This window comes from Vibrio sp. LQ2 (assembly GCF_023920125.1).
Taxonomy (GTDB): domain Bacteria; phylum Pseudomonadota; class Gammaproteobacteria; order Enterobacterales; family Vibrionaceae; genus Vibrio; species Vibrio fluvialis.
Map to the genome: position 1 here is coordinate 1,603,006 of NZ_CP085308.1, position 26,243 is coordinate 1,629,248.

Annotated in this window: 27 protein-coding genes; 14 read left to right on the forward strand and 13 right to left on the reverse strand. The window is 49.3% G+C overall.

Annotated features, from left to right (window positions below; translation table 11 throughout):
• Positions 1-13: 13 nt before the first annotated feature.
• Positions 14-1,108 (forward strand): hypothetical protein, encoded by a 1,095-nt coding sequence (locus tag LGV68_RS07490; RefSeq protein ID WP_252536435.1) that lies wholly within the window; start codon positions 14-16, stop codon positions 1,106-1,108.
• 113 nt (positions 1,109-1,221) lie between these two features.
• On the opposite strand, the gene LGV68_RS07495 is transcribed toward LGV68_RS07490, so the two are convergent.
• Positions 1,222-2,136 carry a LysR family transcriptional regulator gene (locus LGV68_RS07495; RefSeq protein WP_222737550.1) on the reverse strand — a complete coding sequence of 305 codons (915 nt, stop codon included), beginning with the start codon at positions 2,134-2,136 and terminating at the stop codon, positions 1,222-1,224.
• Between the two features lie 138 nt (positions 2,137-2,274).
• Here LGV68_RS07495 and LGV68_RS07500 point away from each other — a divergent pair, with 138 nt between their 5' ends.
• From LGV68_RS07500 to LGV68_RS07525, 6 genes are all read left to right on the forward strand, one after another.
• Positions 2,275-2,994 (forward strand): SDR family oxidoreductase, encoded by a 720-nt coding sequence (locus LGV68_RS07500; RefSeq protein WP_222737551.1) that lies wholly within the window; start codon positions 2,275-2,277, stop codon positions 2,992-2,994.
• Between the two features lie 634 nt (positions 2,995-3,628).
• Positions 3,629-4,243, forward strand: a complete 615-nt coding sequence (locus LGV68_RS07505) for a hypothetical protein (protein WP_222737552.1) — start codon at positions 3,629-3,631, stop codon at positions 4,241-4,243.
• Between the two features lie 7 nt (positions 4,244-4,250).
• Positions 4,251-4,691 (forward strand): DUF488 domain-containing protein, encoded by a 441-nt coding sequence (locus LGV68_RS07510; RefSeq protein WP_222737553.1) that lies wholly within the window; start codon positions 4,251-4,253, stop codon positions 4,689-4,691.
• Positions 4,691-5,302 carry a DUF4326 domain-containing protein gene (locus LGV68_RS07515; RefSeq protein ID WP_222737554.1) on the forward strand — a complete coding sequence of 204 codons (612 nt, stop codon included), beginning with the start codon at positions 4,691-4,693 and terminating at the stop codon, positions 5,300-5,302. Before LGV68_RS07510 ends, LGV68_RS07515 begins: the two co-directional genes overlap by 1 nt.
• A 651-nt stretch (positions 5,303-5,953) precedes the next feature.
• Entirely contained in the window at positions 5,954-6,610 is a 657-nt protein-coding gene (locus tag LGV68_RS07520) for a Qnr family pentapeptide repeat protein (RefSeq protein ID WP_222737555.1), read from the forward strand.
• 267 nt (positions 6,611-6,877) lie between these two features.
• On the forward strand, positions 6,878-7,222 hold the full coding sequence (locus LGV68_RS07525) for a YajD family HNH nuclease (RefSeq protein WP_020328762.1): 345 nt from the start codon (positions 6,878-6,880) through the stop codon (positions 7,220-7,222).
• A gap of 152 nt (positions 7,223-7,374) precedes the next feature.
• Here LGV68_RS07525 and LGV68_RS07530 read toward each other — a convergent pair whose 3' ends face one another.
• Both LGV68_RS07530 and LGV68_RS07535 read right to left on the reverse strand, forming a co-directional pair.
• The gene (locus LGV68_RS07530; RefSeq protein ID WP_171934461.1) at positions 7,375-8,364 is read right to left on the reverse strand and encodes a zinc-dependent alcohol dehydrogenase family protein; all 990 of its coding nucleotides are present in this window, start codon (positions 8,362-8,364) and stop codon (positions 7,375-7,377) included.
• A gap of 238 nt (positions 8,365-8,602) precedes the next feature.
• Positions 8,603-10,006, reverse strand: coding sequence for an HD-GYP domain-containing protein (locus LGV68_RS07535; RefSeq protein ID WP_024375387.1), 1,404 nt, complete (start codon positions 10,004-10,006; stop codon positions 8,603-8,605).
• 710 nt (positions 10,007-10,716) lie between these two features.
• On the opposite strand from LGV68_RS07535, the gene LGV68_RS07540 reads away from it, so the two are divergent.
• The 3 genes from LGV68_RS07540 to LGV68_RS07550 all read left to right on the forward strand — a co-directional run bounded on the left by LGV68_RS07540 (position 10,717) and on the right by LGV68_RS07550 (position 13,087).
• Positions 10,717-11,745 carry an aldehyde reductase gene (locus LGV68_RS07540; protein ID WP_154182980.1) on the forward strand — a complete coding sequence of 343 codons (1,029 nt, stop codon included), beginning with the start codon at positions 10,717-10,719 and terminating at the stop codon, positions 11,743-11,745.
• Position 11,746: 1 nt separating this feature from the next.
• Positions 11,747-12,565 (forward strand): AraC family transcriptional regulator, encoded by an 819-nt coding sequence (locus LGV68_RS07545; RefSeq protein WP_252536437.1) that lies wholly within the window; start codon positions 11,747-11,749, stop codon positions 12,563-12,565.
• A gap of 171 nt (positions 12,566-12,736) precedes the next feature.
• Positions 12,737-13,087, forward strand: a complete 351-nt coding sequence (locus LGV68_RS07550; protein WP_055453485.1) for a VOC family protein — start codon at positions 12,737-12,739, stop codon at positions 13,085-13,087.
• Positions 13,088-13,116: 29 nt separating this feature from the next.
• Here the strand turns inward: LGV68_RS07550 and LGV68_RS07555 are convergent, their stop codons facing one another.
• The 4 genes from LGV68_RS07555 to LGV68_RS07570 form a co-directional block, all read right to left on the reverse strand.
• Positions 13,117-13,734 (reverse strand): 3'-5' exonuclease, encoded by a 618-nt coding sequence (locus tag LGV68_RS07555; protein WP_020328775.1) that lies wholly within the window; start codon positions 13,732-13,734, stop codon positions 13,117-13,119.
• Between the two features lie 84 nt (positions 13,735-13,818).
• Positions 13,819-14,622: a phosphotransferase gene (locus LGV68_RS07560; RefSeq protein ID WP_252536439.1), complete on the reverse strand. Its 804-nt coding sequence runs from the start codon at positions 14,620-14,622 to the stop codon at positions 13,819-13,821.
• Position 14,623: 1 nt separating this feature from the next.
• A complete protein-coding gene (locus LGV68_RS07565) occupies positions 14,624-15,400 on the reverse strand; it encodes a GNAT family N-acetyltransferase (RefSeq protein ID WP_238829550.1) in 777 nt (258 codons plus the stop codon).
• 18 nt (positions 15,401-15,418) lie between these two features.
• On the reverse strand, positions 15,419-15,895 hold the full coding sequence (locus LGV68_RS07570; protein WP_202659422.1) for a pyridoxamine 5'-phosphate oxidase family protein: 477 nt from the start codon (positions 15,893-15,895) through the stop codon (positions 15,419-15,421).
• Between the two features lie 210 nt (positions 15,896-16,105).
• Here LGV68_RS07570 and yegD point away from each other — a divergent pair, with 210 nt between their 5' ends.
• From yegD to LGV68_RS07590, 4 genes are all read left to right on the forward strand, one after another.
• Entirely contained in the window at positions 16,106-17,458 is a 1,353-nt protein-coding gene (gene yegD / locus LGV68_RS07575; RefSeq protein WP_100267977.1) for a molecular chaperone, read from the forward strand.
• A 110-nt stretch (positions 17,459-17,568) separates the two neighbouring features.
• Entirely contained in the window at positions 17,569-18,585 is a 1,017-nt protein-coding gene (locus LGV68_RS07580) for a lipoate--protein ligase (protein WP_222750301.1), read from the forward strand.
• A 79-nt stretch (positions 18,586-18,664) separates the two neighbouring features.
• Positions 18,665-19,144, forward strand: a complete 480-nt coding sequence (locus LGV68_RS07585; protein ID WP_020328782.1) for a YbaK/EbsC family protein — start codon at positions 18,665-18,667, stop codon at positions 19,142-19,144.
• A 160-nt stretch (positions 19,145-19,304) separates the two neighbouring features.
• Positions 19,305-20,231, forward strand: a complete 927-nt coding sequence (locus tag LGV68_RS07590) for a LysR family transcriptional regulator (RefSeq protein ID WP_020328783.1) — start codon at positions 19,305-19,307, stop codon at positions 20,229-20,231.
• 30 nt (positions 20,232-20,261) lie between these two features.
• Here the strand turns inward: LGV68_RS07590 and LGV68_RS07595 are convergent, their stop codons facing one another.
• The 6 genes from LGV68_RS07595 to LGV68_RS07620 form a co-directional block, all read right to left on the reverse strand.
• Positions 20,262-21,773, reverse strand: a complete 1,512-nt coding sequence (locus LGV68_RS07595; protein ID WP_233920952.1) for an AbgT family transporter — start codon at positions 21,771-21,773, stop codon at positions 20,262-20,264.
• 51 nt (positions 21,774-21,824) lie between these two features.
• Positions 21,825-23,000: a M20 aminoacylase family protein gene (locus LGV68_RS07600; protein ID WP_020328786.1), complete on the reverse strand. Its 1,176-nt coding sequence runs from the start codon at positions 22,998-23,000 to the stop codon at positions 21,825-21,827.
• Positions 23,001-23,147: 147 nt separating this feature from the next.
• A complete protein-coding gene (locus tag LGV68_RS07605) occupies positions 23,148-23,327 on the reverse strand; it encodes a hypothetical protein (protein ID WP_020328787.1) in 180 nt (59 codons plus the stop codon).
• A gap of 71 nt (positions 23,328-23,398) precedes the next feature.
• Positions 23,399-24,328, reverse strand: a complete 930-nt coding sequence (locus LGV68_RS07610) for a Gfo/Idh/MocA family oxidoreductase (RefSeq protein WP_252536441.1) — start codon at positions 24,326-24,328, stop codon at positions 23,399-23,401.
• 110 nt (positions 24,329-24,438) lie between these two features.
• A complete protein-coding gene (locus LGV68_RS07615; protein ID WP_020328789.1) occupies positions 24,439-24,972 on the reverse strand; it encodes an MltR family transcriptional regulator in 534 nt (177 codons plus the stop codon).
• Between the two features lie 61 nt (positions 24,973-25,033).
• Positions 25,034-26,179, reverse strand: a complete 1,146-nt coding sequence (locus LGV68_RS07620; protein ID WP_032081593.1) for a mannitol-1-phosphate 5-dehydrogenase — start codon at positions 26,177-26,179, stop codon at positions 25,034-25,036.
• Positions 26,180-26,243 lie beyond the last annotated feature (64 nt).

A 26,243-nucleotide genomic window follows, 5' to 3' on the forward strand; every position in this document is an offset into this window, starting at 1 on the left:
ACGGCGGTACGCGATGTTCAAACGGCTTTTCAAATTCACGCTTTTGGTGTTGGCGCTGATCTCAGCGGGCGTGCTGTGGCAGCAAGCGCAGCTTTCTGTGCTCGCGCTGGGGCGCATTGACCCGCTACCGGAAACACGCCAAATGCTGGCGGAACAACGTTACGCCGATGCGGCCAGCTACCTTGGCTTCTTCATGGATTACGACTATGTGCGTGATAACCCGAAAGCGCAGGCGCTGTATGCTGATATCACCCGCATTCGCAGCGATTGGCGTTATCAGTTCGACAAACTCAGCGAAGGCTTACTGACCGGCACCAGCGACGAAGCCATCGGTCAGGCTGCGGCCGTAACCACCGATTTTCTGGTGATTGGTGATATTCGTGACCTCACCTTGCAAGGCATGAATCATCTGCAAGGGGAAGAAGTGGATGAAACGTTAGTAGCATTGTCGGCGTTCGGCCTCGTGGCCACGGCCGCGCAGATTGCCAGTGGCATCGGCACCGTCGAAACTGCGGGTGTCGCCGCACCGACGTTGGTCGCTACCACCGCGACCAAAAACGGAATCGTCGCGCTGAAAACCGCCAAACGGTTAGGCAAACTGCCGCCTTGGCTGGGGAAAACCTTAGTGCGAGAAGCCAAAATCGCGCAGCAATCGAAAAGCCTCAGTGCGCTGACGGAGATGCTGAGCGATGTCACCACGCTCGCCAACACCCGCGGCGGATTTCGTTTGCTCAGCCGCACAACAAACAGCGCTGAACTGAGCCGCATGGCAGCGTTTGCCAAAGCGTTTGGCTCACAAAGTGCCACGCTTTATCACCTCGGCGGCGATGTGGTGGTGGCGATGACACCACGCGCCGCACAACTGGGCAAAGAGAGCATGAAACTGGCGGCCACGTTTGGCCAAGGCGGGCTGCGTTTGCTGGATAATCTGGGGGCGTTGAAGTTCACCAAATTGGCCGCGCGCGGGGCGAAAATTGCCTACAAAGGCGATGCGATTGCGTTGCTGGCGAAGTGGTTATTGATGATGCCGATATGGCTGTTGTATACGGTGATGGGGATGGCGGCGGTAGTTTGGTTTCCGAGACGATGGTTTGGTTTGGTTTCCTAGGAGATAGTTTTCGGCGTTCCTGACGCCGAAAACCTAAACATTCGTTGTGAATTTTTCACCTGATTCAGTGGCGGTTGAACCTTTTATTGTGTGGTGGCCAAGCGTTTTTCACCTTACCCATCGCGCAGTGTTTTTTGTAGGTCGCTGAAGTAGTGGTTGGTGAATTCAATGAAGGTACGAATGCGTTTGGGCTGGTAGCGGTCACGGTGGTAGAGCGCGGAGAACTCGACGCTTTGAATGTTCCAATCATCGAACACGGGTTGCAGCGCGCCGCTGGTGACTTCGTGCAAACAATACAGCGCCGGCACGCGAATGATGCCGTTGCCCGCCAGCGCGCCTTTGATCATGACGCGCCCGCTTTTACAACGCAGTTGCCCTTGAATATGGCACTCCAGCGACTCGTGACTCTGTTTGTGTTGAAACGCCCAGCGCGTGACCGAACCGGTTAAACATTGGTGATGTTCCAGCTCTTTCGGGTGCGTGGGGTGGCCGTGCCGATCAAGGTAACTTGGGCTGGCGTAGGTGCCCATCTCCACATCCATCAGCTTGCGCGACACAAAGCCGGAGTCTTCAAGTTTGCCCATGCGAAACGCGACATCAAACTCATCTTCAATTAAGTCGACGCGGTGGCTGCTTAAATCCAAGTCGACCCGCACGTGTGGGTAGCGCGCCATAAACTGCGTGATCAAATCGGCGACGATCTCTTCACCCAAATAGCCGCCGACACTGTTGATACGAATTTGGCCGCGCACGGCTTCGGTGTCGTCGACCGCCGCCAACACCGCTTGATCGATGCTGTGCAGCGCCGCTTCACATTGCGCGAAAAACGTTTTGCCTGCTTCAGTGAGTTTGAGCGAACGTGTGGTTCGAATCAGCAGTGTCACCCCCATTTGTTGCTCTAACTGGCTGATTTGGCGCGACACGTGAGAGCGCGAGACGTCCAGCGCTTCGGCCGCTTTGGTGAAATTGCCCAGTTGGGCGATCAGGACGAACGATCGGATATCCGCCAAATTGATCTGCTTTTGCATCGGTGCTCTCTTTTCTCAGTTCACGCTTTATTGTTGCTATATAACAACAGAGTTTCAACTAGGGTGATATATATCAACAAAAAACTTTTTCATAGACTAGCTCCCAACACGACACAAGGTCTTATTGAGGATTCAAACATGAAAAAATTAGTCGTCATCACTGGGGCAAGTTCTGGTATTGGAGAAGCGATTGCGCGTCGCCTGAGCGCGGAAGGTCATCCATTGCTACTGCTGGCTCGCCGTGTGGAACGTTTGGAAGCATTGAACCTGCCAAACACATTGTGCGCTCGCGTGGATGTGAGCGAGCAAGCGTCGTTTGAAGCGGCGATTGCCAGTGCGGAAGCGGAGTTTGGCCCAGCCGATGCACTGATCAACAACGCGGGGGTAATGCTGCTGGGGCAGATCGACACGCAAGAGGCCAGCGAATGGAAACGCATGTTTGATGTGAACGTGCTTGGCCTGCTCAACGGCATGCAAGCGGTACTCGCGCCGATGAAAGCGCGTAACACCGGCACTATCATCAACATCAGCTCTATCGCGGGTAAGAAAACTTTCCCGGATCACGCGGCCTACTGTGGCACTAAATTCGCGGTGCATGCGATTTCTGAAAACGTGCGCGAAGAAGTGGCGGCCTCGAATGTTCGCGTAACCACCATCGCCCCAGGCGCGGTTGAAACCGAGCTGGTGTCTCACATCACTTCTGATGCGATCAAAACTGGCTATGATGCGTGGAAACAAGAGATGGGCGGCGTGCTCGACGCTGATGATGTCGCAAGAGCCGTGGTGTTTGCGTATCAGCAACCGCAGAATGTGTGCATTCGTGAGATTGCATTAGCGCCGACTAAGCAGCAACCGTAATCCAGTTATTTTCTAATGGGAAAGCCAGCATAGTGCTGGCTTTTTTCTTTTGTGATTGGAGGTGGTGGATTGTCACGCTGGTCGGTTCAGTGGTTTTGCTCCGCATTGTGTGAGCGTGCCAGTTACTCTTTGCTGGCACAAAGAGTAACCAGAAAGTGCCTGTTGTTCAACGGTCGCAGGCCGGGGCGGTTTTAGGCGTTCCCGACGCCGAAAACCTAAAAATTCGTCCTGAATTTTTACCCTGATTTTGTGGTTTCAGAGAGGGCGTAAATTGTTTCTGCCCCAAAGCTGTTCAGAGTAGATACTCTTCACTAAATAACTACGATCATATTGACCCATATTTTCTAATGCTAGAAATTCGTATGCAGCTACTTCCGCTCAAGGTCGCTGTGAACAGTAAGAGCAAGCTTATCTACAAAATTACATACCCAAACGGCAAGATTTATATCTGGAAGGCTCTTTAACCACAGGGGAAAAGCTAAAAGTGTTCTGAATGCAGAAGGTTGTGTATGACTATTCACCACTAAATCATCTTCTTGGACTGCGTAAATTAGAAAGTGATCAGCGTTAGGATTATAAACCTATGGTAAAAATAAACCATATGGCCTATTGATTAATCCTATCAGGGGGGAGCATGCCTCAATCAGAAGTCGTAATACTGGCTAATTCAGTAAAGCATCGTCAACATTGTGTGGCAGGGAAATGTGTTAACACAAGGCGATGGATAAGACCTGTATCAACAGTCCAAGGAGCAGAGTTAAGCCATCAACAAGCTAAAATACAAAACCCACATGGCACTTTCAATGTTAAACCTCTTCAAAAAGCTCTGATGGGATTTGCTCAGCCTGCTCCTCTTCCTCATCAACCTGAAAATTATTTGATCGATGGTGAGGTTTGGATTCAACACTATTCATTTGATATACGGCAGTTGCATACATTATTAGATACACCACTAAACCTTTGGGGGGCAGGAGATAGAGTTAACCATGCTCTAATCACAACAGGTTTGTATCAAATTCCTCAATCACTGTATTTAGTTCAAGTTGAAGATTTACGTCTTTATCATAATGCGGATGGTAAGCGGAGAGCTTCCTTTACTTATGGCGGTATAAATTATGACCTTGCTGCAACAGATCCTCGTTTTGATGATATTGTAAGAGATAATCTACCAGCATCTGGCATTCTATGCGTTAGCTTAGGTGAACCTTTTCAAGGGCACTGCTATAAACTTGTAGCAACAATTTTTTAGGTTGATTATGAATATTTACACAATAGGATTTACTCAAAAGAAAGCAGAAACATTTTTCGGATTTTTGAAAAAGGCAGAAGTTAAAACTCTTATTGATGTTCGACTCAATAATGTCTCTCAACTTGCTGGTTTTGCAAAAAGGGACGATTTAAAGTTTTTCCTAAGAGAGCTTTGCGGTGCTAAATATGTTCATGTTCCTGAACTTGCTCCAACTAAGGAGATATTGAACCCTTATAAAAAAGGGGATATGTCTTGGCAAATGTATGAGGATAAGTTTCTGAACTTAATGGCTAAACGTAATATTGAGCGTTTAGTTAAGCCAGCATTACTTGATCAAGGTTGTCTATTGTGTAGTGAGCATGAACCACATTTATGTCATAGGCGCTTAGTGGTAGAGTATTTAAATGAACATACTGATTTAAACTTAAATGTTAAGCACTTGTACTAATGGCTAAGATACTTGTTTTATACCCTCAACTATTCAATTGTTATGCAAAATTTGCAAGGAAAGTGGGCAAAATAACGTCAAACTTAGACGATGTTGAGTTGGTTTACTCAAATGACCCAAATCAGTTTATAGAGATATTTTGCACAGAGAACTCTAACTCTAATTCTATTCGTTATCGTCAATTGTCTACGTGGTCATGTGATGACATTACTCATGCCATTGTGTTTGATGACGGAGAAGAGTTCCCCTCAGAAATAGAGTTATTAAAGAGTGCTAAAGTTCCTCATAGACTCATACATATTAATATCACAAGAGTTATAAACATTAAGTCTGATACAAAGTATCAAGCTGAAAAAAGCACTCCTAAATATGAATACATAGGTCGGGGATCTTACTGGGGAAATCCTCACTCAATGTTTGAAGACGGTGATGATCGTGATGAAGTTATAAGAAAATATAAATACGACTTCGATTATGACAAATTCATAAACGTAGATAAATCAAAAGTTTATGAGCTTGCTGGAAAGAGGTTAGGATGCTTTTGTAAACCTCAATCTTGTCATGGCGATGTATTAGCTGATTTTTTGAACTCATGGGATGATGGGAAATAGCCCTTATACTTAATTTATTCCCCTGCAAAACTTCAATGCAAGAGATACCCTAGTAGGGTGTCTCTTTACCATACGTTAACTAATTCGTACTTTACTGAATTGGTAATGTTGGTAACTCAAAAATGTCCAGTTGCGAGTTAGCTTTATTCCCCCAAACAGGGAAAAATTCATGGATGAATTTTTAGGTTTTTGGCGTCGGGAACGCCTAAAACCGTCCCGGCCAGCGACCGCGAAGTAAAAGGCACTTTCTGGATACTCTTTGTGCCAGCAAAGAGTATCTGGTGCGCTTTAACCAAAGCCACGTGGTTCGTTAAACCCAAAGCGCAACAAACCACATCACACAAAACCGACCCCTCCACACAGACGACTAAAAGCACATAGTGGATAAGCACCTCACCATAGAGATCTGGTGCGCAGCCTTTCCTCCAAACATCAAACTCGAATTCCGTCTGTATCCGCCTGTATTGAACGAAACTTTTTTTCAGGTAATTGCATTTCCGTTTTCATTTATTCATGCCTCTAATCGCCAGTTTGGTGCCTTAAATGGCGATTTTAGGGTGTTTTAAATGACTGTTTTTCAAGGAGTTGTTTTTCTTGAGAACTGATGCCCACATGGTAGTCTGCGCACTCCACAGGCTTAGGGGGCGAAATATGAAATTAAACCATCACACTTACCAACACACCGATTTCTCAAATCGGGATTTGTCGAACTTAGTTTTCAACGATTGTTGCTTCTATCAATGCAACTTTAGCCGCGCCGACATGCGTGATTCCAAATTCATCAATTGCAGCTTTATTGAGAAAAGCGATGTGGAGGGATGCAATTTTGCGTATGCCGATCTCAGAGATGCATCTTTTCAACACTGCCGATTGGCGATGGCTCATTTCAGCGGGGCGGACTGTTTTGGAATTGAACTGAGAGATTGTGATTTAAAAGGTGCCAATTTTTCTCGTGCCCGCTTTGTTAATCAGGTCTCGAACAAAATGTTTTTTTGTTCCGCTTACATCACGGGATGTAATTTATCCTATGCCAACTTGGAACGTCAGTGCCTCGAAAAATGTGATCTGTTTGAAAACCGCTGGATTGGCGCCAACTTGCACGGGGTTTCTTTTAAAGAGTCTGATTTAAGCCGGGGTTCATTTTCAGAGGACTGCTGGGAACAAGCGCGCTTCCAAGGGTGCGATTTAACCCATATTGAACTGACCGGGCTGGATCCCCGCAGAGTGGATTTAACGGGGGCAAAAATTTGCGATTGGCAGCAAGAGCAACTGCTAGAGAAGCTGGGTGTGATTGTGGTTCCGGACTAATTCGGCATCGTGGCTTTGCCTTCGAGGGGCTGCGTACCATGTACTTTTTGGGAGCGTTTGATGGTCACGCTGGTCGGTTCATGAGTTTCTCTCTGTATTGTGGCTGCTTGGTTTTAGGAATTTGTGTTTTCAGAGGGAGAGTCGTTTGTAGTCCATTTTAAGTTGTGCCTATTTGAATCATTATTTCTGAGAGCGGTAATTTGACCTATTTGGGGTCATACTAAAAGTGGTTACTATAGCGGTAGCTAACCACATTAAGGAGCAAAGATGTCTTCAGATCATTACGGAACCAGTGCCCGTTACGCACGTAAAGAAGCCGATTACCGAGAGAAAGCACTCAAACTTTACCCTTGGGTATGCGGAAGGTGTGCCAGAGAGTTTGTCTATTCAAACCTGCGTGAATTAACCGTTCACCACAAAGATCATGACCATACCAACAACCCCGAAGATGGTAGCAACTGGGAGTTGTTGTGCCTCTATTGCCACGATCATGAGCATAGCAAATACCTAGAATATGAACTTCATGGTAGTGAAATAAAGCCCGGAGAAGATGAACATCAGGGGGCAACGTACAACCCATTTGCTGATTTAGCAAAGATGATGAAGAAGTAATTCAAAGTATTAAAACGATTCGAAGTTTGCGCTCTAAAGCATTTTTGCCCTTAGTGTTTTAACGTAAATACTCAGTTATGGGGGCGGGGGCTCGCCTCTGAATTTAAAGTACTTTTTCCTATGATAACTAGCCGTAAATGGTCATATCTCTACTACATTGGTAGCAAAATGATTTTTCCATGTAAGTTCGTAGAATTAGACTCGATTAGCTTGATAGCGTCCTGAATTTGTTCCAATGGAATACAACGATCTACATCTAGTTGTATTCCATTGGTGATGAAATGGTCTAGCATCATCGAAAATTTTTCACGTCGGATATCTTTACCAACAGCATTCTCCCAGTAACGTAAGAAAAATGTACTGAATTCAATGTTTAGGTTCTTCGCATACTCAAAGAAATGAGGCTGATAGAACTCCAGAGAAAGAGTTCCATAGTTGATATACCGTCCATTCTCGCCGATGGTATGAATCAGTTCTGTTCCTTTTTTGCCTCCAATAGCGTCGAATGCAATATTTGGGCTAGGCAAATCAAGTTGCTGTATTTGAGTGAGTAGGTCTACTTTTGCATCTATTACATGGTTTGAATCATATGGATAATTTTCAGGCTTCGACGTTACGACAATAAGAGTGAACCCTAGCGATGAAGATAGCTGTGCAAAAATTTTACCTATTGCAGAACTTCCAGCGTTGATAATCAGTACATCTTCTTGCTTCAACTGAGCAATTTCGGTGGTTAAAACCCACGCTGTTAGCGCATTGATATACAACTGGCACGCATAGCCGTTGTCCAGATGCGGCGGAATGATGAAGAGGTTATCTGGTGATACATCGATATATTTCTGCCAAGTACCGCTGGTAGCCACGACAACTCTTTGCCCTACGGTAAATTCTGCATGGTTGGAGACGATGATTTGTCCAACAGCTTCAAATCCGGGTACTCGGGGCGGCTGATGACTATGCCTGTATTGACCTACACCATGTATAGACAACAAGTCGCTTGGATTAATATTAGTTGCTTCGATTTTTACTCTGATTTTATCTTCTTCAAGCGAATTCAAAGGTACCTGTTCAATCGTCAATGAATCTTGCGGTTGACCGAAACAGAGCTGGCGAATTGTGGTGTTTGTAGTGATGTTAGACATTGTGTTGTTTTTGTTCGATAAATTCTTCAAGTATCATACGTTAAGCAGGCATTTTTATCACAAATGTCCAGCTTTATGCTGACTCTTCTTTGTCCCATTGTGTGCCTGCGTAAACATTAGTTCGCATTTTGTTAATGGGTGTTTGATCTATAAGAAATCATACTTGTAAAAAGGAAAGGCCTGACGCAAGTAGGTAGTCGTATTCACTTGCGCTCATTCATTATTTTTTCAAATCCATCTAGAGCATCGGTGACGAGGGAACCCCACCCATACCAATATCTTGCATATACTTATCAGGTAGTTTGTTTAGTGCCGCTTTTAGTGCGTTAAAGCACAATGGGTCGATGGCTGTACCCACATTTTCTTCCATGATTTCTAAAGTTTTTGGAATTGGCACAGCACCTCGATAAGGGCGTTCAGCCGTAATGGCATCAAAAATATCTGCTGTGGTAATAATCCGTGTCATCATCGAGATTTCATCGGCAACCAGTTTATCGGGATAGCCTGTGCCATCTAACTTTTCATGATGAGCAGCTGCCATTTTGGCGAATTGTTTTAGAGGGGATATCTTTTCAATGATCTCTCTGGTGAACACTGCGTGATTTTGTATTTTTGCCCACTCGTCATCATCCAATTTTCCTGGTTTATCCAAGATCGTGTTACTTACCCCTAGTTTACCTAGATCATGTAAGAGTGCGGCACGTTTTAGCCATAGTCGATCCTCTTTGTCGACCTTGAGTTCTTCGGCTATGAGCGTACTAAAAATAGCCACTCTGGAACTGTGGCCGGAGGTAAAAGGACTCTTGGCATCAATGATTTTGCCGAAAGCCGTCACAATTCGATCGAAATAATCATCATCTAATGGAATCATCGCTTGGGCGGGGGACATAGAGAGCACAAAAGGGACTATGGATGGGGCATTAAGTGCCTTAATGAAATCAGTATTGTCTTTCAACTGCTTAGCAATGGCCACTAAGTTAGGATCCAGCCAGTTTCCGGAACGACTTTCTAATTCAGAAAATGCAATATTCAAATCATGTTCACGTTGAAAAACATCCATCACTTGAGCAAGAAGGGCAATTCTTGAAAATAATGGGATTTGATCATGCATTAACGCATCAGGACGACCTGAACCGTCCCAGTGCTCATCCAAATGTTGTATACCTTGAGCCACATCTTCACTGAATAAGAGCTCACGAGCAACTTCTGCCCCTTTTGTACAACGCGTTTGAATCAGTTCTTGAGCGTAATCTGTACCATTTTTCAAAATATCAATCGTGGTAGAGATACGCTTATGCCAATGTTCTCCTGAGCCTGCATTTTTTAGTACAAAATTAATTGCACTCGTCAGGCTTGTACCGACCGTTTTATAACGTTGTTTAAAAGTAAGATCATCGGTGGCGTAGAGTTCACAAATACGCGCCGCATTGCTGCTGCAGCCGGCATCCTTGAGAAGTAACGTAAAATACAGATCATGGAGCTCTGATGATGAGAGGTTCATTCGTTCACCAATATGCATTCCAATCCAGCAGCAACGCATACTGTGCTCTGGAGGCTGTCCCTCTGTCATATCTAGCGCTACTGTCAGTGAAGAGACCAGTTCGGCCAGAGGCATATTGAGATTCGAACCTTGTAATAACATCGCATGCTACCCATCAATACTTAAACAAAAAAACTATAGTGCAACCTTACACTGTAATCTAATGACAAATAACAATAAAAATACGGCAGTGGATGAGTAATTTTGACCACTCAGAGAGGGGGCTTCGCAATATCTCAAATAACACCTCAAATGCTTATCTAGTAAAGGCGCTAGCAAACTTGTGTTCAGAATGTCCACAGTGGGCACTTCGTAACTTAGAAGTGCCCCAAAGTTTGTTTGAACAATTTGGTCAATTGCGAACTTACGAATGAGTTGCCTTACAAATTCTTATTCGATAAAAACTGTACTAGCAACTCCTTTTTTGAGTAAAGATAAGTTGGCGAGAGAATTAAATAAGTTGGTTTCAGGTAACCAAATGTAAGCTGCATTAGGTACAGTGAATACTGACTATAAATATTTTTATAAATTCATGTGCAGATTTTGGCATTCAAGCTTACATATTGTGCAATTCGTAGCCCTAATTTACGCCTTAACACAGGAGTCAAAGTGTAGCCAAGCATTTTAAAGCTCTTAGGCGGGCGTCATGTGCTGAGGATTTATCATACCTAGTTAAGTGAGCCAATCGACAAAACAAAGCTGAGCTTTTGAGCAAACCATCAAATTATTAGGTACCTCTATAATGTCAATATCCGCGCAGGCCATACGGTTTGGTCTGGTTTGGTAAAATATTGAACATGAATGAGGTCAGCATGCAACAAACAGTATTGGTAACCGGTGGCACTGGATTTGTCGCAACCCAAGTGATAATACAATTATTGCAACAGGGCTATCGGGTAAACACCACAGTGCGCAGTTTGGGTAGTCAAACCCAATTGTTTGAGACGCTGAATCAAGCAGGTATTCAAGAAATCCAAGATAACTTGCGTCTCATTGAAGCTGACTTGCTAGATGACAGCAATTGGCTAAGCGCAATGCAAGATTGTGATTATGTGCTGCATGTTGCCTCACCGTTGCCCATGGGCGATCCAAACAATGAAGATGATGTTATTAAACCTGCGGTTGAGGGCACGCTCAGAGTTTTAACCTTCGCCAAACAGGTTGGTGTTAAACGTGTAGTGATGACATCCAATTTTGGTGCTGTGGGCTACAGCCACACCGACACCAGCCAAGTGATTACTGAACAAAGCTGGACCAACCCCAAGCAGAAGGGTTTGTCTGTGTACAATAAGTCCAAAGTGTTGGCAGAGCGCGCTGCATGGGATTATATGCATAACGAAGGGAAAGGATTGGAGCTGACCGTAATTAATCCAATGGGAATTTTTGGTCCTTTGAATAATCAACGTCTGTCTGCCGGACATACATTGCTTCGCCAACTGATGAGCGGCGAAATGCAGAGATTGCCTGATATTACTATGGGCATAGTGGATGTGCGTGACGTAGCGGATTTACATATACGAGCCATGTTGTCACCGCAGGCTGCAGGGGAACGTTTTCTGGCGCTGGCAGGGGGGACTATGTCATTGATGGATATTGCACATTATTTGAAAAAAGCCATGCCGAAACACAGTACTAATATTTCAACCAAAGCGCTGCCTACCTGGTTATTAAATATAGTAGCACTATTCAATCCCAAAGCACGTGCGATTAAACCTTTGGTGGGGGTTTATCGACAGGCGTCTAATCAAAAGGCCCTTACCATGTTGGGTTGGCAGCCGCGCTCAAACGAACAAGCCGTGTTGGCCGCTGCTCAGTCGTTGGTTCACTACAAGTTACTTTAACATGATGAAACTGAAAGAAATTAAGTCCTGTTATTTGGGACCAGAAATTTCCCCCGAGCAGTTTGTGCCCGAGCATATGTTTATTTTTTTGGCGCAGGGTGTACTAACTGGTTTTGATGGTAAAAATCGCCATCAATTACACTCGGGGCAGTGTTGTGTTGTGCGTAAAAATCATCTGATACGCTACAACAAACAACCTATGGACGGACATTTTGAAAAGGTGGTCGTGATCTTTGAGCAGTCTTTTTTGCAAGGCTTTGCAGATAAGTATCCAATCAATTTAGAACACGCTGTGCCGCAGCAGGCTTATGTGGAAGTTCAAATTAGTTCGTTGTTGCAAAACTTTATCCATTCTCTGGCCCCTTACTATCAAGGTGCGGGAAATATCAACCAGCGTTTTGCAGAGTTAAAACGTGAAGAGCTACTACTGATTTTACTGCAACAGCAGCCGGATTTGGCCCGTATTTTGTTTGATTTCAGGCAACCCGGTAAGCTCGATCTGAAAGCCTTTATGCAGCAGAATTATAAGTTTAACGTTAATCTTGAACGTTTTGCTTATCTTAGCGGACGTAGCTTAGCTGCCTTTAAACGCGATTTTAAGGAAATATTTCAGCTCTCACCAGCGGCTTGGTTAACGGCTAAACGACTAGATGAAGCGCATTTTTTGATTGAGCAAAAACATCAGAAACCTTCAGATATTTATCTGGAACTCGGCTTTGAAAACCTGTCACATTTTTCTTTTTCATTCAAAAAACGCTTTGGGTATAACCCAAGCCAACTGATGAATGAAAAGAGAGTTAGATTAACCGATATGGATTAATGCAAACTCTCGCTTCTAGACGTCTAAAGTCAGCAGGTAATTTTAACGATAAAGATTCTGTTTCTTTGAACATATAATACTGTCACAGACTATCTGGTGAACACTCCCATAAGTTGTGTTTAAAGCTTGGCCAAAGCGCAACATTCCACGATCAGAATTTGAGAGGCTACTGTGGCACCATCTGCTGTTCTTATTCATGTCCCTGACGTTCAAGCCGGATTGGCGTGGTATCAAAAAGCCTTTCCACAAGCGATGCCCGTTTTTCTCCATGAATTTGATTTCACTATTCTCGATATGCAGGGCTTTTCTATTGAAATCGTGCAGGCGGATGAGAAAGTGAGCACAGGGAAAAGTGGTTCAGTGTTGTATTGGCGGGTCTCTGATTTTGAAGAGACGTTGGCACATTTCTTATCGCTTGGGGCCAAACTCTATCGTGGTCCGCTCAATATTGAGAGCGGAATGGTGATGTGTCAGGTCGAAGACCCATTTGGCAACTTAATCGGCCTGCGGGGAATGAGCTAACGTTTTCAGCACATCAACCCCTCTCGCACTCACCCCATGTACTCAGCCAACACGCCCCGCAACGCCCCTTTATTGGTTTTGCTGATCTTCTGCATCAGCGCAAAACTCGGGTCGCAGACACCGCGTTCGAGCAGGTCGTTGACCATCAACATCCACAGGCTGGCGGTCATTTGTGAGTCGGCTAACGCGCGGTGAAAAGTGCCGTCATTTTCAATCTGTTTGAAGCGCACCAAATCGCCCAGTTTGTGGGTGGGCGCGTTTTGAATCAGGCGGCGGGCAATCAACATTGAGCAGGCAAACTGACCGGGATAGCGCGCGCCGATGCGGTCAAATTCGGCATCCAGAAAGCGTTTATCGAACGACGCGTTGTGTGCAACTAACGGGGTGTCGCCGATGAAGTGAGCGAATTCGGCCATCACCTCTTCACAACTGGGCGCTGCGCGCAGCATGGTGTTGGTGATGCCAGTGTAGCCTTCAATAAACCCGCTAACGCGAAAGCCCGGATTCATCAACTGTTGAAACGTGCCAGCGACCTGACCGTCGATGAGTTTCACCGCACCGATTTCAATCGCGCGATCGCCCATGTTGGGTGAAAGTCCGGTGGTTTCAAAGTCGAGAACAATAACGGAGTGAGCGGGATGGTGCATAACAAAGCCCTGATAAACGTAAAGGGCGAGTATACGCCGATTGCTTGGCAAAGGCATAACACATCGCCGTGAACGTGGGCTCGCTCAGAGATGTCCGGCGATGCGTTCAAACCAGTCTGGTAGGGTTTGGTTGTACCAAGTGACGTATTTATTCAGTATGGGGTTGCGGCGCTGGTGCAGCAGTGTCACGACTTCGGTAACCAGCCACGCTTTGCTGAGCAAAATGTGGCGTGCCAGTGTGCTGGCATCCATATCCGCGTTGAAACAGGTGTAGCGCTGCGCAAGTGTGGAGTAGGCCGATATCTCACCCATGCCGGGAATCAGCGGGGCGAGATCGATGGCGATGTTACCGTGGCCGAAACGTTCCCAGTCAAACAGCACCCAGTCGCCATTGTTACGTTTGCCCCAATTGCCGCTGTTGGTATCACCGGAAATGATTTGCTCGGTATCAAACAACGTATGGCTGCGTACCTGACACTGGCGCAGCAGTTCAGAGCTGCACTCTGGCAATGACAGCAGCGCCAGAGTTTGATCTGTCTGCTCCTGAGACCAGCCATGACGTTTGAGTGGGATTGGGGAAGGGATATTGGTGCGGTGCAGTTTGGCGATTTGCGCGAGGCCGATGTCGCAACTGTGGAATTCGTCCAGTGCTACAGGATGTGGAATCCATTCAATGACGAGCTGATCTAGCTCTGCGCTGAGTAGCTCGGGGATTTGAATACCTGCCGCGCGCAGCAGCGGCGCAGTGTGCTGATAAAATGCCAGCTCAACCGCGCCGGGCGAAGTTTTAACAATGGCATCCAAGCCGTTCCAGCGTGTGCGCTGTACGCTGGAAGCGCCCATTTGTGCCATCTCCGCTCTTGGAAAGCTGTTCTTTGGCGGCGCCATGCTATTCGCTTTGACACCACACCTGACGCGTTACCACGGGCTCAAAGCCGACCGACAGGCAGTTGCGAGCGCTGGTGCTCTCTGGCATCACATCGGTTAAGAGCAGCGTGGCGCCGTGTTCAATCGCATCACGAATGCGGGCGTGAAGCAGCGCGGTTTGGTAGCCGTTGCCGCGCGCCGCTTCCTGTGTGAACGCATTGGCGAGTGTAGCGACGTCATCATCAAGATACGTGGTTGCCCACGCGCAAGGCGTATCGCCCTGATAGGCGACAAAGCAGCGAAACGCATCACTGCAATACAGGTGGCGTTTGGCTTGCCAAATCTCATCGCTGCAACGCAGGCCGGAGGTTTTCAGCAGCGCCAGAAAGTCATCGGAGCGCTCTGATGTCCAGCGTTCCACGCGCACCACAGGGTGATAATCACTGGAGTGGTAATCGCGGCTGCGCAATTGCAAAAACTGGTGATCAAACTCGCGCTGGAAGCCGTTGTCACTCATCCAGTTTTCGAGCGTCACGCTGTCGGCCGCTGGCGCAACGCTGATCTCTGGTGCGGTGCCGTTGGCATACAGCTCAAGCGCAGCGGCGAGCTGGCTGACGCTGCATTCTGCCTGAATCAGTAACTGGTTATCGTAGCGGCGGGTCGGGTCGATATACGCCTGATACACACCAGCGTTAAGCACGCGCAGCTCACTCGGTGCATCGGTGGACAGCGTGCGCGCGTTATTAAACTGAAAGTAGCGCGCAAAGGCGCGGATATGTGTGGGGGATGTGTGGGTCATAAGCCTGCTTGTGGTTCGTTATTCGGCGGCATTGAACGTGCGTGGACGCTCAACCTGATAAGTGCTCAGCGCGCTTTTCACCTGCTCTTCCACGGAGGTGTCGCTGAACAGGAAATAACTCGGCGCGATGATGGTGGTGCTGGATTGAATCTGCACCTCAAAAATGTTTTTGATCGGGAAACGTTCGTCAGCCAGTTCACGCAGCGCGCCAATGTAGTCGCTCCATTCGGTATCGTCCGGGCGCACAATGCGCGCTTTGCCACTGAGTTTATAGCCGCGCTGCTCAAACACATCAATCATCGAGACGCACACGTTGGGGTTGGCGAGAATGTTCTGCTCGCTGACGGGCGAGGCGATATTGGCGATCAGCAGACGTTCGTCATCCCACAACGTAAAAATCTCTTTGGGTGACACATTGGGAACGAGGGTATGACTGACGGTGGCCAGCCAGCACAGCACGCTGCTTTCGCAGTAGGTATTGAGGTCCATCTTCATCGTTTTCTTCCTGAACTCGTGTATGGCGCCGGGCATCAGTTATCCGACTGGTTGCTTATCTTTACAACTTGTTCACCGAGAATCAATGCTGAACAGAAAATGCGCGAAAGCGCTATCAAACTGCATAAAAAATAACAATTTCCGCTAGAGATCAGGCAAGGCTTGCGGTAGTATCGCCGACCTTTTTCGCACCAGAGTAGGAGTAAGCAGATGTACATAGGGTTTGACTACGGCACGGCCAACTGTTCGGTGGCCAGCATGCAGGATGAGACTCCGGTGCTGATCCCTCTTGAGCGCGACAGCCTTTATATTCCGTCGACACTGGCGGCGCCAACCCGTGATTCGGTGTCGGAGCACCTGTTCCGCCATCGCCAGATCTCGCCAGCGGATGCGCTGGGCGAGCAACTGCTGCGACGTTCGGTGGCGGCCAACCGCGATGAAGACATCGACCTGCAATTTGATGACGTGGTGTTTGGTCAGGCGGCGCTCGATCTCTATCTGTCGGACCCGCATGAGGTGTATTACGTCAAATCGCCGAAATCGTTTTTGGGCGCGATGGGGCTGCACGATATTCAGCTGAGCTTCTTTGAAGATCTGGTGTGCGCCATGATGGCCAACATCAAAACTCAGGCGGAAGCGCGCTCGAATGCAGTGATTGATGATGCGGTGATTGGTCGTCCGGTCAACTTCCATGGCCGTGGCGGGGAAGATTCCAACCGACAGGCAGAAAACATTCTGCGCCGCGCGGCGACACGTGCCGGATTCCGCCACCTTGAGTTTCAGTTTGAGCCGGTCGCCGCCGGTCTGGAATATGAAGCGACCTTAAACGAAGACAAAACCGTATTAGTGGTCGATATCGGCGGTGGTACCACCGACTGCTCATTGATTCAGATGGGGCCATCGTGGCGCGGCAAAGCGGATCGAACCCAAAGCCTGATTGCGCACACGGGTCAGCGCGTGGGCGGTAACGATCTTGATATTCATCTCGCGTTTAAACAACTGATGACGCCGTTTGGTTTTGGCAGCCAGACTCAAAGTGGGCTGGAAATGCCGATCACGCAGTTCTGGAATCCGATTGCGATTAACGATGTCAGCGCGCAGGCCAAATTCTTCGCCCGTGAAAACCTGGCGGATCTAAAGCGCTTGCACAAAGAAGCGCGTGAGCCGGAGAAACTGGCGCGTTTGCTGGCGGTGTATCACGACACGCTCGGCTACAGCCTGGTGAAGAAAGCCGAAGAAGCGAAGATTGCGCTGTCGGAATCGGCGCAGGTGACGGCACAAGTGAAGGTGCTGTCGGAGCTGCTGGAGGTCGATATTCAACGCGAAGCGATGATTGAAGCGATTGATGCGCCAAAAACTAAGATGATTGAACTGGTGACGGAAGCGGTGACTCTTGGTGGAGTAACGCCGGATGTGATCTTCATGACTGGCGGCAGCGCGCGCTCACCGATTTTGCGCGCCGGGGTTGAGCAGGCGTTGCCCAATGTACCCGTGGTGAGTGGCAACTACTTTGGCTCGGTCACCGCCGGCCTGGCGCGCTGGGCGCAGGTCTGTTTTCGCTGATGCTGAAAAGCCTTCTTCGGAAGGCTTTTTTATGTCGCTTTGGCTCGTGATTGGCCGCAGAATCTCGTAACATAGCCGCATCTTCCCTTCTGCTTGGTGCGAAAACGACCATGACAAAGACCCGCATTCTGATCTCCGATTCTACCGACCCGTGGTTTAACCTCGCGGTGGAAGACACCATTTTCCGTTCCATGCCTGCTGACCAACGTGTGCTGTTTTTGTGGCGCAATGCCGACACGGTGGTGATTGGCCGCGCGCAAAACCCGTGGCGCGAGTGTAAAACCGACCGCATGGAACAGGACAAGGTAAAGCTGGCGCGTCGCCAAACGGGCGGCGGCGCGGTGTTCCACGATTTGGGCAACACCAACTTCACCTTTATGGCGGGGAAACCGGAATACGACAAAGACGTCTCGACCAACATCGTGCTGGCTGGGCTGAAAAAGCTGGGTATTGACGGTGTGGCCAATGGCCGCAACGACTTGGTGCTGGAAGATGCGAATGGCATTCGCAAGTTTTCGGGGTCTGCGTATCGCGAAACGCTGGATCGCGGTTTTCACCACGGCACGCTGCTGCTGAGCGCCGATCTCAGCCGTCTGGCGGATTACCTCAATCCGGATATCAAAAAGCTGCAAGCCAAAGGCATCACCTCGGTGAAATCGCGGGTGATCAACCTCAACACGGTAAAAGCCGATATTGAACACCAAGCGGTGTGCGAGGTGATCATGCAGGCCTATTGCGAGCACTACCAGCAGGAGGTGGAGCCGGAATTTATCTCGCCGCAGTCGTTTTTGGATTTACCGGGCTTTGAGCCGAAATTTGCGCTGCAAAGCAGTTGGGACTGGAACTTTGGCCAAACGCCACCGTTTACCCACAACATGGATGAGCGCTTTGGCTGGGGCGGGGTGGATGTGTATCTGGACGTGGAACGCGGCGCGATTGTGCAGGCGACCATTTTCAGCGACATGCTCGATCCGTACCCGATGGAGCAACTGGCACAGCGCCTTGGCGGACTGGCCTATAACAAAAGCGCGATTGAACCTTGCCTGGCTGAACTGATGAGCGAGCTGCCGCAATATCAGGCGCAGCTGGAGGATTTTCAGCACTGGTTTATCGGCCAGATTGACTGAGTAAAATCGCCGCGTTGCGCGGCGAAAAGCGGGTTCCTTTTCTATAATCAGGAAGGGGAAAGGACATGCGGAGGCTAGTATGACCATGGAAACCCGCTTAGATCATTATTTACGCGACCATCATATTCCATACCAAAGAGTGGTGCACCGCCACAGCAACAGTTCGCTGCACAGTGCCCACACCGCTGCCATTCAGCCTATGCATCTGGCGAAAGGCGTGGTACTGGAAGATCATGATGGTAAACACTTAATGGCCATTCTGCCGGCAAACGCTAAAGTGAGTTTGCGGGTGTTGAATGACGAATATCAGGCCAAATATCATCTGGTGAAAGAACGCGATATCTATCAGATGTTTGATGACTGCGACCGCGGTGCAGTGCCGCCGATGGGGATGCCTTATCACATGAACATGGTGTGCGATCAGTCGCTGACTGAACTCGACCACGTGTACTTGGAATCCGGCGACCATGAAACGTTGATCCGCCTGGATCGCAATGCGTTTAATCAGCTTATCGGCCACAGCCGCTGCCTGCGTTTTGGCAGTGAAATCTTCCATTAAAGTGACGCACGCAAAACCGGGCTTAAGGCCCGGTTTTTCTTTGCCTGAAATGGGGTCATGAGAGTGAGATCTGCACCACTCTCTGCGTTGCCAAAGCGGCTTCGGGGCTGGCGATAGGGTATACTGGCGCCTTTGCCGTTAATCTGGAATGAGCCTGAATATGGACATCAGCTATCGCCAGCTCAAAGCCTTTATCGCGCTGGCTGAAGAGCAGAATTTCACTTACGCCGCCGACAAAGTGCACATTACCCAATCGGCGCTGAGTCAGATGATGAAAAAGCTGGCGCAGCAGCTATCGTGTGAGTTGTATGAACGCAAAGGGCGCAAGATTGTGCTGACGGATGCTGGCCATCATCTCTATCAGGAAGCGCGGTTTATCGTCAATCGCCTGGATAAACTGGTGCAGGAAAACCGCGATCGCCAGCATGGCTATAACAAGTCGCTGGTGGTTTCATCGCTCTACACACTGTGTGCTTCGCTGGCACCGAAAACCCTCAATGACCTCAAAAAACGCTACCCGGATTTTACTTTTCGGCTGATTGAAGAGCGGGTGGACGACATCACCCACTCGGTGTTGGAAGGACGTGCGGATATTGGTATCAATACCAATCCCAATCATCCCGATCTGAACTTCGATCTGCTGTTTCGTGATTATCTCTGTTTTGTCTGCCGCGCCGATCATCCGCTGGCGGAGCAGAGCGAAATTAGCTGGGAGCAGGCGCATCAATACGCCACCATCGGCGTCAGTCCGGGCAACAGTTTACGCACACTGGCCGATGAAGCGTTCTCTCGGGTCGGGTTGACTTACGATCCTGAGTTCAGCGCCTCGCACACCTCGACGCTGCTAGGCATGATCTCCAGTGGACTGGGTTCGACCATTCTCTCGTCGACGATTGCCGGGTTAAACCAGAGTGACGCGATTCGTTTTATTCCGATTGTGCAGCCGGTGCAATTTCGACTGGTGGGACTTATCACGCGCAAAGACACGCAGCGGGCGTTGGTGGATGAGTTTGCGCTGATCCTGAAAAAGCATGTCAGCGAATCGACGTTGTGGGAAGCAGGGATTGGGGTGAGTGAGCCTCAGTAAGAGGCTCACAACATCCGTTGATGATTTGGCTTACATCGGGCCGACTGGCAGCCCGGTCAGCATGTACAGCAGGAAGAAACCGCCCCACACACCGAACAGCACCAGCGCGTACGGCACCATCATCGCAAGGAACGTCCCGAACTTCACCTCCGGGTTGTATTTGGCGATCAGCGCCAGCACCATCGGAATATACGGGTTGGTCGGCGAGATAATGTTAGTGGTGGAATCGGCAATACGATAGCCCATCTGCGTCACTTGCGGATCGACGCCGAGCAGCATAAACAGAGGAATAAACACCGGTGCCATAATGGCCCACTGCGCCGAGCCGCTGAAGACGATCATATTCATCAGGCCGGCCAGAATCATAAACACCGCCATCATGGCCAGCTTGGGCATCTCGACTGAAGACAGCCATTCTGCGCCGTTCACCGCGATGAAGATCGCCAGATTGGACCATTTGAACCAGGCAATAAACTGGGCAATCACAAACACCAGCACGATGTAACCGCCCACGCCTTTCAGCGCTTTGGCCATCAGTTCCGGCACATCACTTGCCTGTTTGATGGTGCCCGCTTTCACGCCATACACCACCGCATTCATGATGAAAAATGCCATGATGATTGGGATGATGCCGCTCAGAAACGGGGACGGTACCAAGCTTCCATCAGCGTTGCGCAGCGGTGAATCGCTTGGCCAGATGACAGCCAGCAGCAAACTGATAAACAGCAGTGACGCAATGCCTGACCATTTCAGCGCGGTTTTTTGTTGCGCGGTGATGGTGAAAGATTGCTGGCTTGCCGATTCGTGCGCCACCATTCTGTGGGCAAAGCGTGGCTCAATGTATTTGTCGGTCAACAGGGTGCCTGTCACGACCAGAATCGGTACTGAGATCAGCATGAAGTACCAGTTCGCCGCCGGGCTGACTTCCACATGTTCCACAATGTTGGACGCTTCGGTTGTGATGCCCGACAACAGTACGTCGGTCCCGGCAATAAACAGGTTGGCGGTAAAGCCAGCCGCGACGGCCACGAAACCGGCGGCGATGCCGACAATCGGGTTGCGGTTGGTCGCGGCGAAAATCAGACCGGCCAATGGCGGAACCAGAATAAACGCAGCGTCAGAGGCCAGATTGCCGATGATGCCGGTCAGGAAAATGGAGGCCGTTACAAACTGGCGCGGCGCATTGAGCAGCGAGTGTTTGATGGCGCTGTCCGCCAGACCGACTTCCTGCAGTAAACCCACCGCCAGCATCATACACAGTACCAGCCCCAGCGGTTTGAACGAGACGAAGTTGTTGACGGTGGACTTGAGGATATACACCAGTCCTTCGCCGCTGAGCAGATTCTTCACGTGTACCAGTTCGCCCGTGGCCGGGTGCGTGACACCACCACCGCCAATAGCAAGCAACCAGGAGAGCACCATGACACCCAGGCAAAGGAAAATAAACAGATAAAACGGATGGGGCACTTTGTCCCCGAATCGCTCAATGCGATCGATCATCGACGCGCGTGGCGCCGCTTTTTGTGACAGTACGGTCGACATTGTCAGTACACTCCTTGTGTAAAGAGGGGACTCACTTCCCCTCATGCGGTGTTAGTGTTTTTCAATCAGATGGATGAAATAGGCAGCACCAATTGGCAGTAAATTATCATTAAAATCATAGGCTTTATTGTGCAGGCCTACGCTGCAGGTGCCGTTTTCGCCCGCGCCGTTGCCCAGAAAGCCGTAGCAGCCCGGAACCTGGTTGAGGAAAAAGGCGAAATCTTCGCTGGTCAGTTTGGCTTCGCAGCTCGGGTTGACGTTCTCTGCCCCAACGGTTTTTTGCGCCGCCAGAATGGCTTGATCCGTTTCCGCTTGAGTATTGACCGTTGGCGGATGCGAGACAGGGCCGAGTTTGAATTCTGCACTCATGCCGTGCGCTTTGGCGCTGTGTTCCACCAGTTGCGCCAGACGTTCCACCAGGCTGTCGCGGGTCGCTTGGTTGAGCGTGCGGAAGGTGCCGCTCATGTGCGCCTGATCGGCGATTGCGTTAGTGGTTTCGCCGCAATGCAGCTGAGTCACTGAGACAACAAGCGGATCAAACGGGTCATAGCTGCGGCTCACCATTCCCTGAATGCCCTGATAAATATGAGTTGCGACCAAGAGTGGATCCTGAGTCAGATGCGGCAGACCAGCATGGCCGCTTTGGCCGTTGATGGTGACAAACAGGCGATCCGAACTTGCCATGATAGGCCCGGTTTTAAACGCAAACTGGCCAGCCGGAATGCCCGGCATGTTGTGCAGCGCGTAACAGGCATCAATCGGGTAACGTTCAAGCAGCCCATCACCAATCATGGTTGCAGCGCCGCCACGGCCTTCTTCCGCCGGTTGGAAAATCAGCACCACTCGGCCGCTGAACTGGCGAGAATCGGCCAAATAACGCGCCGCCAGCAGCAGCATGCTGGTGTGGCCGTCATGGCCGCAGGCGTGCATTTTGCCGTCGTGACATGACCGATGCGCGAAGGTGTTCTCTTCATGGATCGGCAGCGCGTCCATATCCGCGCGCAGGCCAATAGAAGGGCCATCACCCAGCGCGCCGTTGATGATACCGACGACGCCGGTTTTACCGAAATCAGTACACACTTCATCCACGCCGTAGCTGTGTAGCTCTGAAACCACCAATGCCTGAGTGTGGTTCTCTTCGAACCCCAGCTCAGGATGTTGGTGAATGGCGTGACGAATACTAATAGCTTCTGGAATCCAAGGTTTTAAAACATCAATAATGTTCATACAGCTCCCCTTTGTTTGATAGGGATTTAACACTATTGAAACAATCGGAACAAACCGGATTTCTACTCATACTATTAGCAACGCTAATAGTTGGGGGTAACACAGGTGGAAATAAAAAACCGGGCGAGAGTGCCCGGTTTGCTGGAGTCAGGATTCGTCAGGGTAATCTTTCTGACGGCCGCGCTGTTCGGCTTTGGCTTTCCAGTGCTCTTGCTGATCGTACGCTTCGTCGCACAGATCAATGGTAAAGCCCATGTCGCGTACCTCTTTGAGAGTGAGGTTGTCGGCAAGATGGGTCACCTGACCGGATTTATTACGGAGTTCCATGGTGCCTCCTTCGGCTGTGTTCTGAGCTAGGGTTTGAACAACAACACAGTAAGTATAGGAGACTCTCCGCGCTAACGGACCAAAGCTGTCACACGCGCACATACCGCTTCGGCCAATTGGTGACTGGCGAGGTTGCGGGCGATGATGTCGCTGGCGAGTTTGCCGCTCTGCACCACATTCAGCCAGTCGCCAATCATGTCGGCAAAGCCTTTGCTGGTCAGCATCGGCGTCCAGTCTTTGAGGGCCAGTGTGGATTCCTGATTGGCGTGCCAGCGTTTGCCTTCGACAAACGAGTCAAACTCATAGGCGTCATTGACAAATTGGGCGCTGATGCGCTCACCCGTTTTGCCAAATTGACGGTTCATCGATGCGTGCAGCAGTGTGTCGCCGTGCTGCCATTGCACATCAATCCGGGCCAATTGATTGCCCGCCATCTGATGGGTGATGTACACATCATTCAGGTCGGCTTTGGCGAACAGGTTGACGCTGTCGAGCGGGTGAATGAAATCATCGAACAGGAAAGTGCGGATTTCACCGGTCAAATCGTAGCGATGTTTCTCCCAGCGCAGACCACGCAGATCGTCGCGAGCACCGTTTTGCATGCCGCTCAGATGCGCATTGAACAGAGGAATGTGACGGCGGTTAAAACCGACATACAGTGGCTGCTGGTGCTTTTCGGCCACTTCATACAGCTGTTCACAGGCCGCTGCGCTGTCGGCCAATGGCTTATCCACAAACGTCGGAATGCCATGGCTGAGGAAAAAGCTCGCAATTTCCGGATGCACGGCGGTGGCCGCGTGAATCATCACCGCATCTGGGTTGAAATTGAGGACATCGCGATAGTCGCTGCAGGTATCAGCAATACGATACTGGCTCGCCAGAGAAGACAAAGTGTCGGTGTTACGGGTACAGAAAATGAGTTCGACGCCGGGCAGTTGAGTGATGACCGGTAGGTAGGCTTTCTGCGCGATATCGCCCAGGCCGATGATGCCGATTTTCATGAAAGATTCTCTGTTGGTGAAGGATGTGCCAAGGCTAACACGCGACAGAGAATTCGGTAGTGACTCGTGATGAAAATGGGAAGGCGATCCGTGCCTTAGGACGTGACGGTTTAGAACGGACTCTCTTTGTTCAGCTCATTGCAGATTTCAATGATGGCGAGTGACAGTCCGGATTTGATCACCTGCTGTTGGCGTTGCAGCTGCAAGTGGTAAAACTCCAGGTCGACGTCTCCGTCGGGTTCTTCAAGCGGGTTGAATTGAACCATGCCCATTTTTTTGACTAAATTGAGTGCTTGAATAGGTGCGATGATCTTGGGATCAGTAAAGGTGTATTCTGCGCCGTCGCTGTTGAGCTGATTACGCAGTTTGATGATGCTTTCGATGTCGTGGTAAACGGCATCAGGCAGAACACCCAAACCATAAAGCAGTTTTAAACGAACTGAGAGATTGCCGAGCGGTCCGGTATCTTGAAGTAGGGGGCCAACGACAGATTGAACGGCAAAGTTGTCTTTGCGGAAAATACGTTGCATCAGTGCATCAATGGCTTCATTGAATACTTCGACTGTTGCAATGAAGAAACCACGGACAGATGGCGCATCGTTCAGTCGTTCTAGGATCTCGGTCTCGTTAATTTTTTCTGCCATATACTGATCTAAGCTATTTCTTGGGATGGAGGGCAATCTGCCCCCCAATCTAGCTGCACCGTTATAGCTGGTTGTATAGAGACTCAATGGTCTGTACTTCCGCGCTATTTTCGTCAAGACCAGTGTAGTGTGCGACAGTTTTGCGAACACCTTGTTGGTTGAGCGAATCTTGCAACTCTACGGCTTGCGGGTCGCTGTCGTTGGTGTACTTCAGCGCCGCCGCGATGCCTTTTAGTAATGTTTTGTTTTCTACACCGTACTCAATAGTGCCGAGTAATGGCTTCACTAGTCTATCGTTCGGACCCAGTTTACGAATTGGCTGGCGTCCTACGCGGTCCACTTCATCCACCAGATAAGGGTTGGCAAAGCGGCCGAGAATTTTTTCGATGTAAGCAGCGTGCTTGTCGGCATCAAAGCCGTAGCGCTGAATCAGCACTGCGCCACTTTCCTGCATGGCTTGTTTCACTTCTGCGCGAATGACATCGTCTTCAATCGCTTCGCGAATCGTGTTGTGGCCGGCCAGGTTACCCAGATACGCGGTCACACAGTGGCCAGTATTCAGAGTAAACAGTTTGCGTTCCACAAACGCCATCAGGTTGTCTGTGCGTTCCATACCCGGAATGTTCGGGATGTCGCCTTTAAACTGAGTTTCATCCACGATCCACTCGCTGAACGTTTCAACGGTGACCGCCAATGGATCCGTTTCGCCTTCTTCCGCTGGTGGAACGATGCGGTCTACCGCAGAGTCCACGAAGCCAACCAGTTGTTCAACTTTGGCTTTAGCGTCGGCTGAAAGGTGTTCGAATACAGCTTCTTTTAACTGACTGGTACCGCGCACCATGTTTTCACACGCGATAATGTTCAGTGGTGATGTCACGCCATTGCTGATGCGTTTTTCCAGGCCCTGAGCAAGCGTGCCAGCGATGATTTTCAGGACAGTTGGGCCAACAGCGGTGGTAATGATATCAACTTCAGCAATAGAGTCGACAATCTTTGGGTCTGTTGAGTTGATGGCTGTCACACCTGTGACCGTATCGACTACACAGTGTTCACCTACCACTTTAACAGGGTACTCTTGTCTCTCGCGCAGAGCATTCACAACGACTTCATTAACGTCTGCGAAAGTTACGTGAATATTGGCATCAGCAAGCAGTTTGCCGATAAAACCACGGCCGATATTACCGGCACCGAAATGTAACGCTTTCATAACAGATCTTCCACAAAATAAAGAAATAAAAAATCTAAAAAATAAGGCCAGTCGGGGGTGGACC

What these genes read in the sequence shown, in the direction of transcription:
- LGV68_RS07490 (WP_252536435.1), top strand. Translation starts at nt 14, where the DNA reads ATGTTCAAACGGCTTTTCAAATTCACGCTTTTGGTGTTGGCGCTGATC.
- LGV68_RS07495 (WP_222737550.1), bottom strand. Translation starts at nt 2,136, where the DNA reads ATGCAAAAGCAGATCAATTTGGCGGATATCCGATCGTTCGTCCTGATC.
- LGV68_RS07500 (WP_222737551.1), top strand. Translation starts at nt 2,275, where the DNA reads ATGAAAAAATTAGTCGTCATCACTGGGGCAAGTTCTGGTATTGGAGAA.
- LGV68_RS07505 (WP_222737552.1), top strand. Translation starts at nt 3,629, where the DNA reads ATGCCTCAATCAGAAGTCGTAATACTGGCTAATTCAGTAAAGCATCGT.
- LGV68_RS07510 (WP_222737553.1), top strand. Translation starts at nt 4,251, where the DNA reads ATGAATATTTACACAATAGGATTTACTCAAAAGAAAGCAGAAACATTT.
- LGV68_RS07515 (WP_222737554.1), top strand. Translation starts at nt 4,691, where the DNA reads ATGGCTAAGATACTTGTTTTATACCCTCAACTATTCAATTGTTATGCA.
- LGV68_RS07520 (WP_222737555.1), top strand. Translation starts at nt 5,954, where the DNA reads ATGAAATTAAACCATCACACTTACCAACACACCGATTTCTCAAATCGG.
- LGV68_RS07525 (WP_020328762.1), top strand. Translation starts at nt 6,878, where the DNA reads ATGTCTTCAGATCATTACGGAACCAGTGCCCGTTACGCACGTAAAGAA.
- LGV68_RS07530 (WP_171934461.1), bottom strand. Translation starts at nt 8,364, where the DNA reads ATGTCTAACATCACTACAAACACCACAATTCGCCAGCTCTGTTTCGGT.
- LGV68_RS07535 (WP_024375387.1), bottom strand. Translation starts at nt 10,006, where the DNA reads ATGTTATTACAAGGTTCGAATCTCAATATGCCTCTGGCCGAACTGGTC.
- LGV68_RS07540 (WP_154182980.1), top strand. Translation starts at nt 10,717, where the DNA reads ATGCAACAAACAGTATTGGTAACCGGTGGCACTGGATTTGTCGCAACC.
- LGV68_RS07545 (WP_252536437.1), top strand. Translation starts at nt 11,747, where the DNA reads ATGATGAAACTGAAAGAAATTAAGTCCTGTTATTTGGGACCAGAAATT.
- LGV68_RS07555 (WP_020328775.1), bottom strand. Translation starts at nt 13,734, where the DNA reads ATGCACCATCCCGCTCACTCCGTTATTGTTCTCGACTTTGAAACCACC.
- LGV68_RS07560 (WP_252536439.1), bottom strand. Translation starts at nt 14,622, where the DNA reads ATGGCGCCGCCAAAGAACAGCTTTCCAAGAGCGGAGATGGCACAAATG.
- LGV68_RS07565 (WP_238829550.1), bottom strand. Translation starts at nt 15,400, where the DNA reads ATGACCCACACATCCCCCACACATATCCGCGCCTTTGCGCGCTACTTT.
- LGV68_RS07570 (WP_202659422.1), bottom strand. Translation starts at nt 15,895, where the DNA reads ATGAAGATGGACCTCAATACCTACTGCGAAAGCAGCGTGCTGTGCTGG.
- yegD (WP_100267977.1), top strand. Translation starts at nt 16,106, where the DNA reads ATGTACATAGGGTTTGACTACGGCACGGCCAACTGTTCGGTGGCCAGC.
- LGV68_RS07580 (WP_222750301.1), top strand. Translation starts at nt 17,569, where the DNA reads ATGACAAAGACCCGCATTCTGATCTCCGATTCTACCGACCCGTGGTTT.
- LGV68_RS07585 (WP_020328782.1), top strand. Translation starts at nt 18,665, where the DNA reads ATGACCATGGAAACCCGCTTAGATCATTATTTACGCGACCATCATATT.
- LGV68_RS07590 (WP_020328783.1), top strand. Translation starts at nt 19,305, where the DNA reads ATGGACATCAGCTATCGCCAGCTCAAAGCCTTTATCGCGCTGGCTGAA.
- LGV68_RS07595 (WP_233920952.1), bottom strand. Translation starts at nt 21,773, where the DNA reads ATGTCGACCGTACTGTCACAAAAAGCGGCGCCACGCGCGTCGATGATC.
- LGV68_RS07600 (WP_020328786.1), bottom strand. Translation starts at nt 23,000, where the DNA reads ATGAACATTATTGATGTTTTAAAACCTTGGATTCCAGAAGCTATTAGT.
- LGV68_RS07605 (WP_020328787.1), bottom strand. Translation starts at nt 23,327, where the DNA reads ATGGAACTCCGTAATAAATCCGGTCAGGTGACCCATCTTGCCGACAAC.
- LGV68_RS07610 (WP_252536441.1), bottom strand. Translation starts at nt 24,328, where the DNA reads ATGAAAATCGGCATCATCGGCCTGGGCGATATCGCGCAGAAAGCCTAC.
- LGV68_RS07615 (WP_020328789.1), bottom strand. Translation starts at nt 24,972, where the DNA reads ATGGCAGAAAAAATTAACGAGACCGAGATCCTAGAACGACTGAACGAT.
- LGV68_RS07620 (WP_032081593.1), bottom strand. Translation starts at nt 26,179, where the DNA reads ATGAAAGCGTTACATTTCGGTGCCGGTAATATCGGCCGTGGTTTTATC.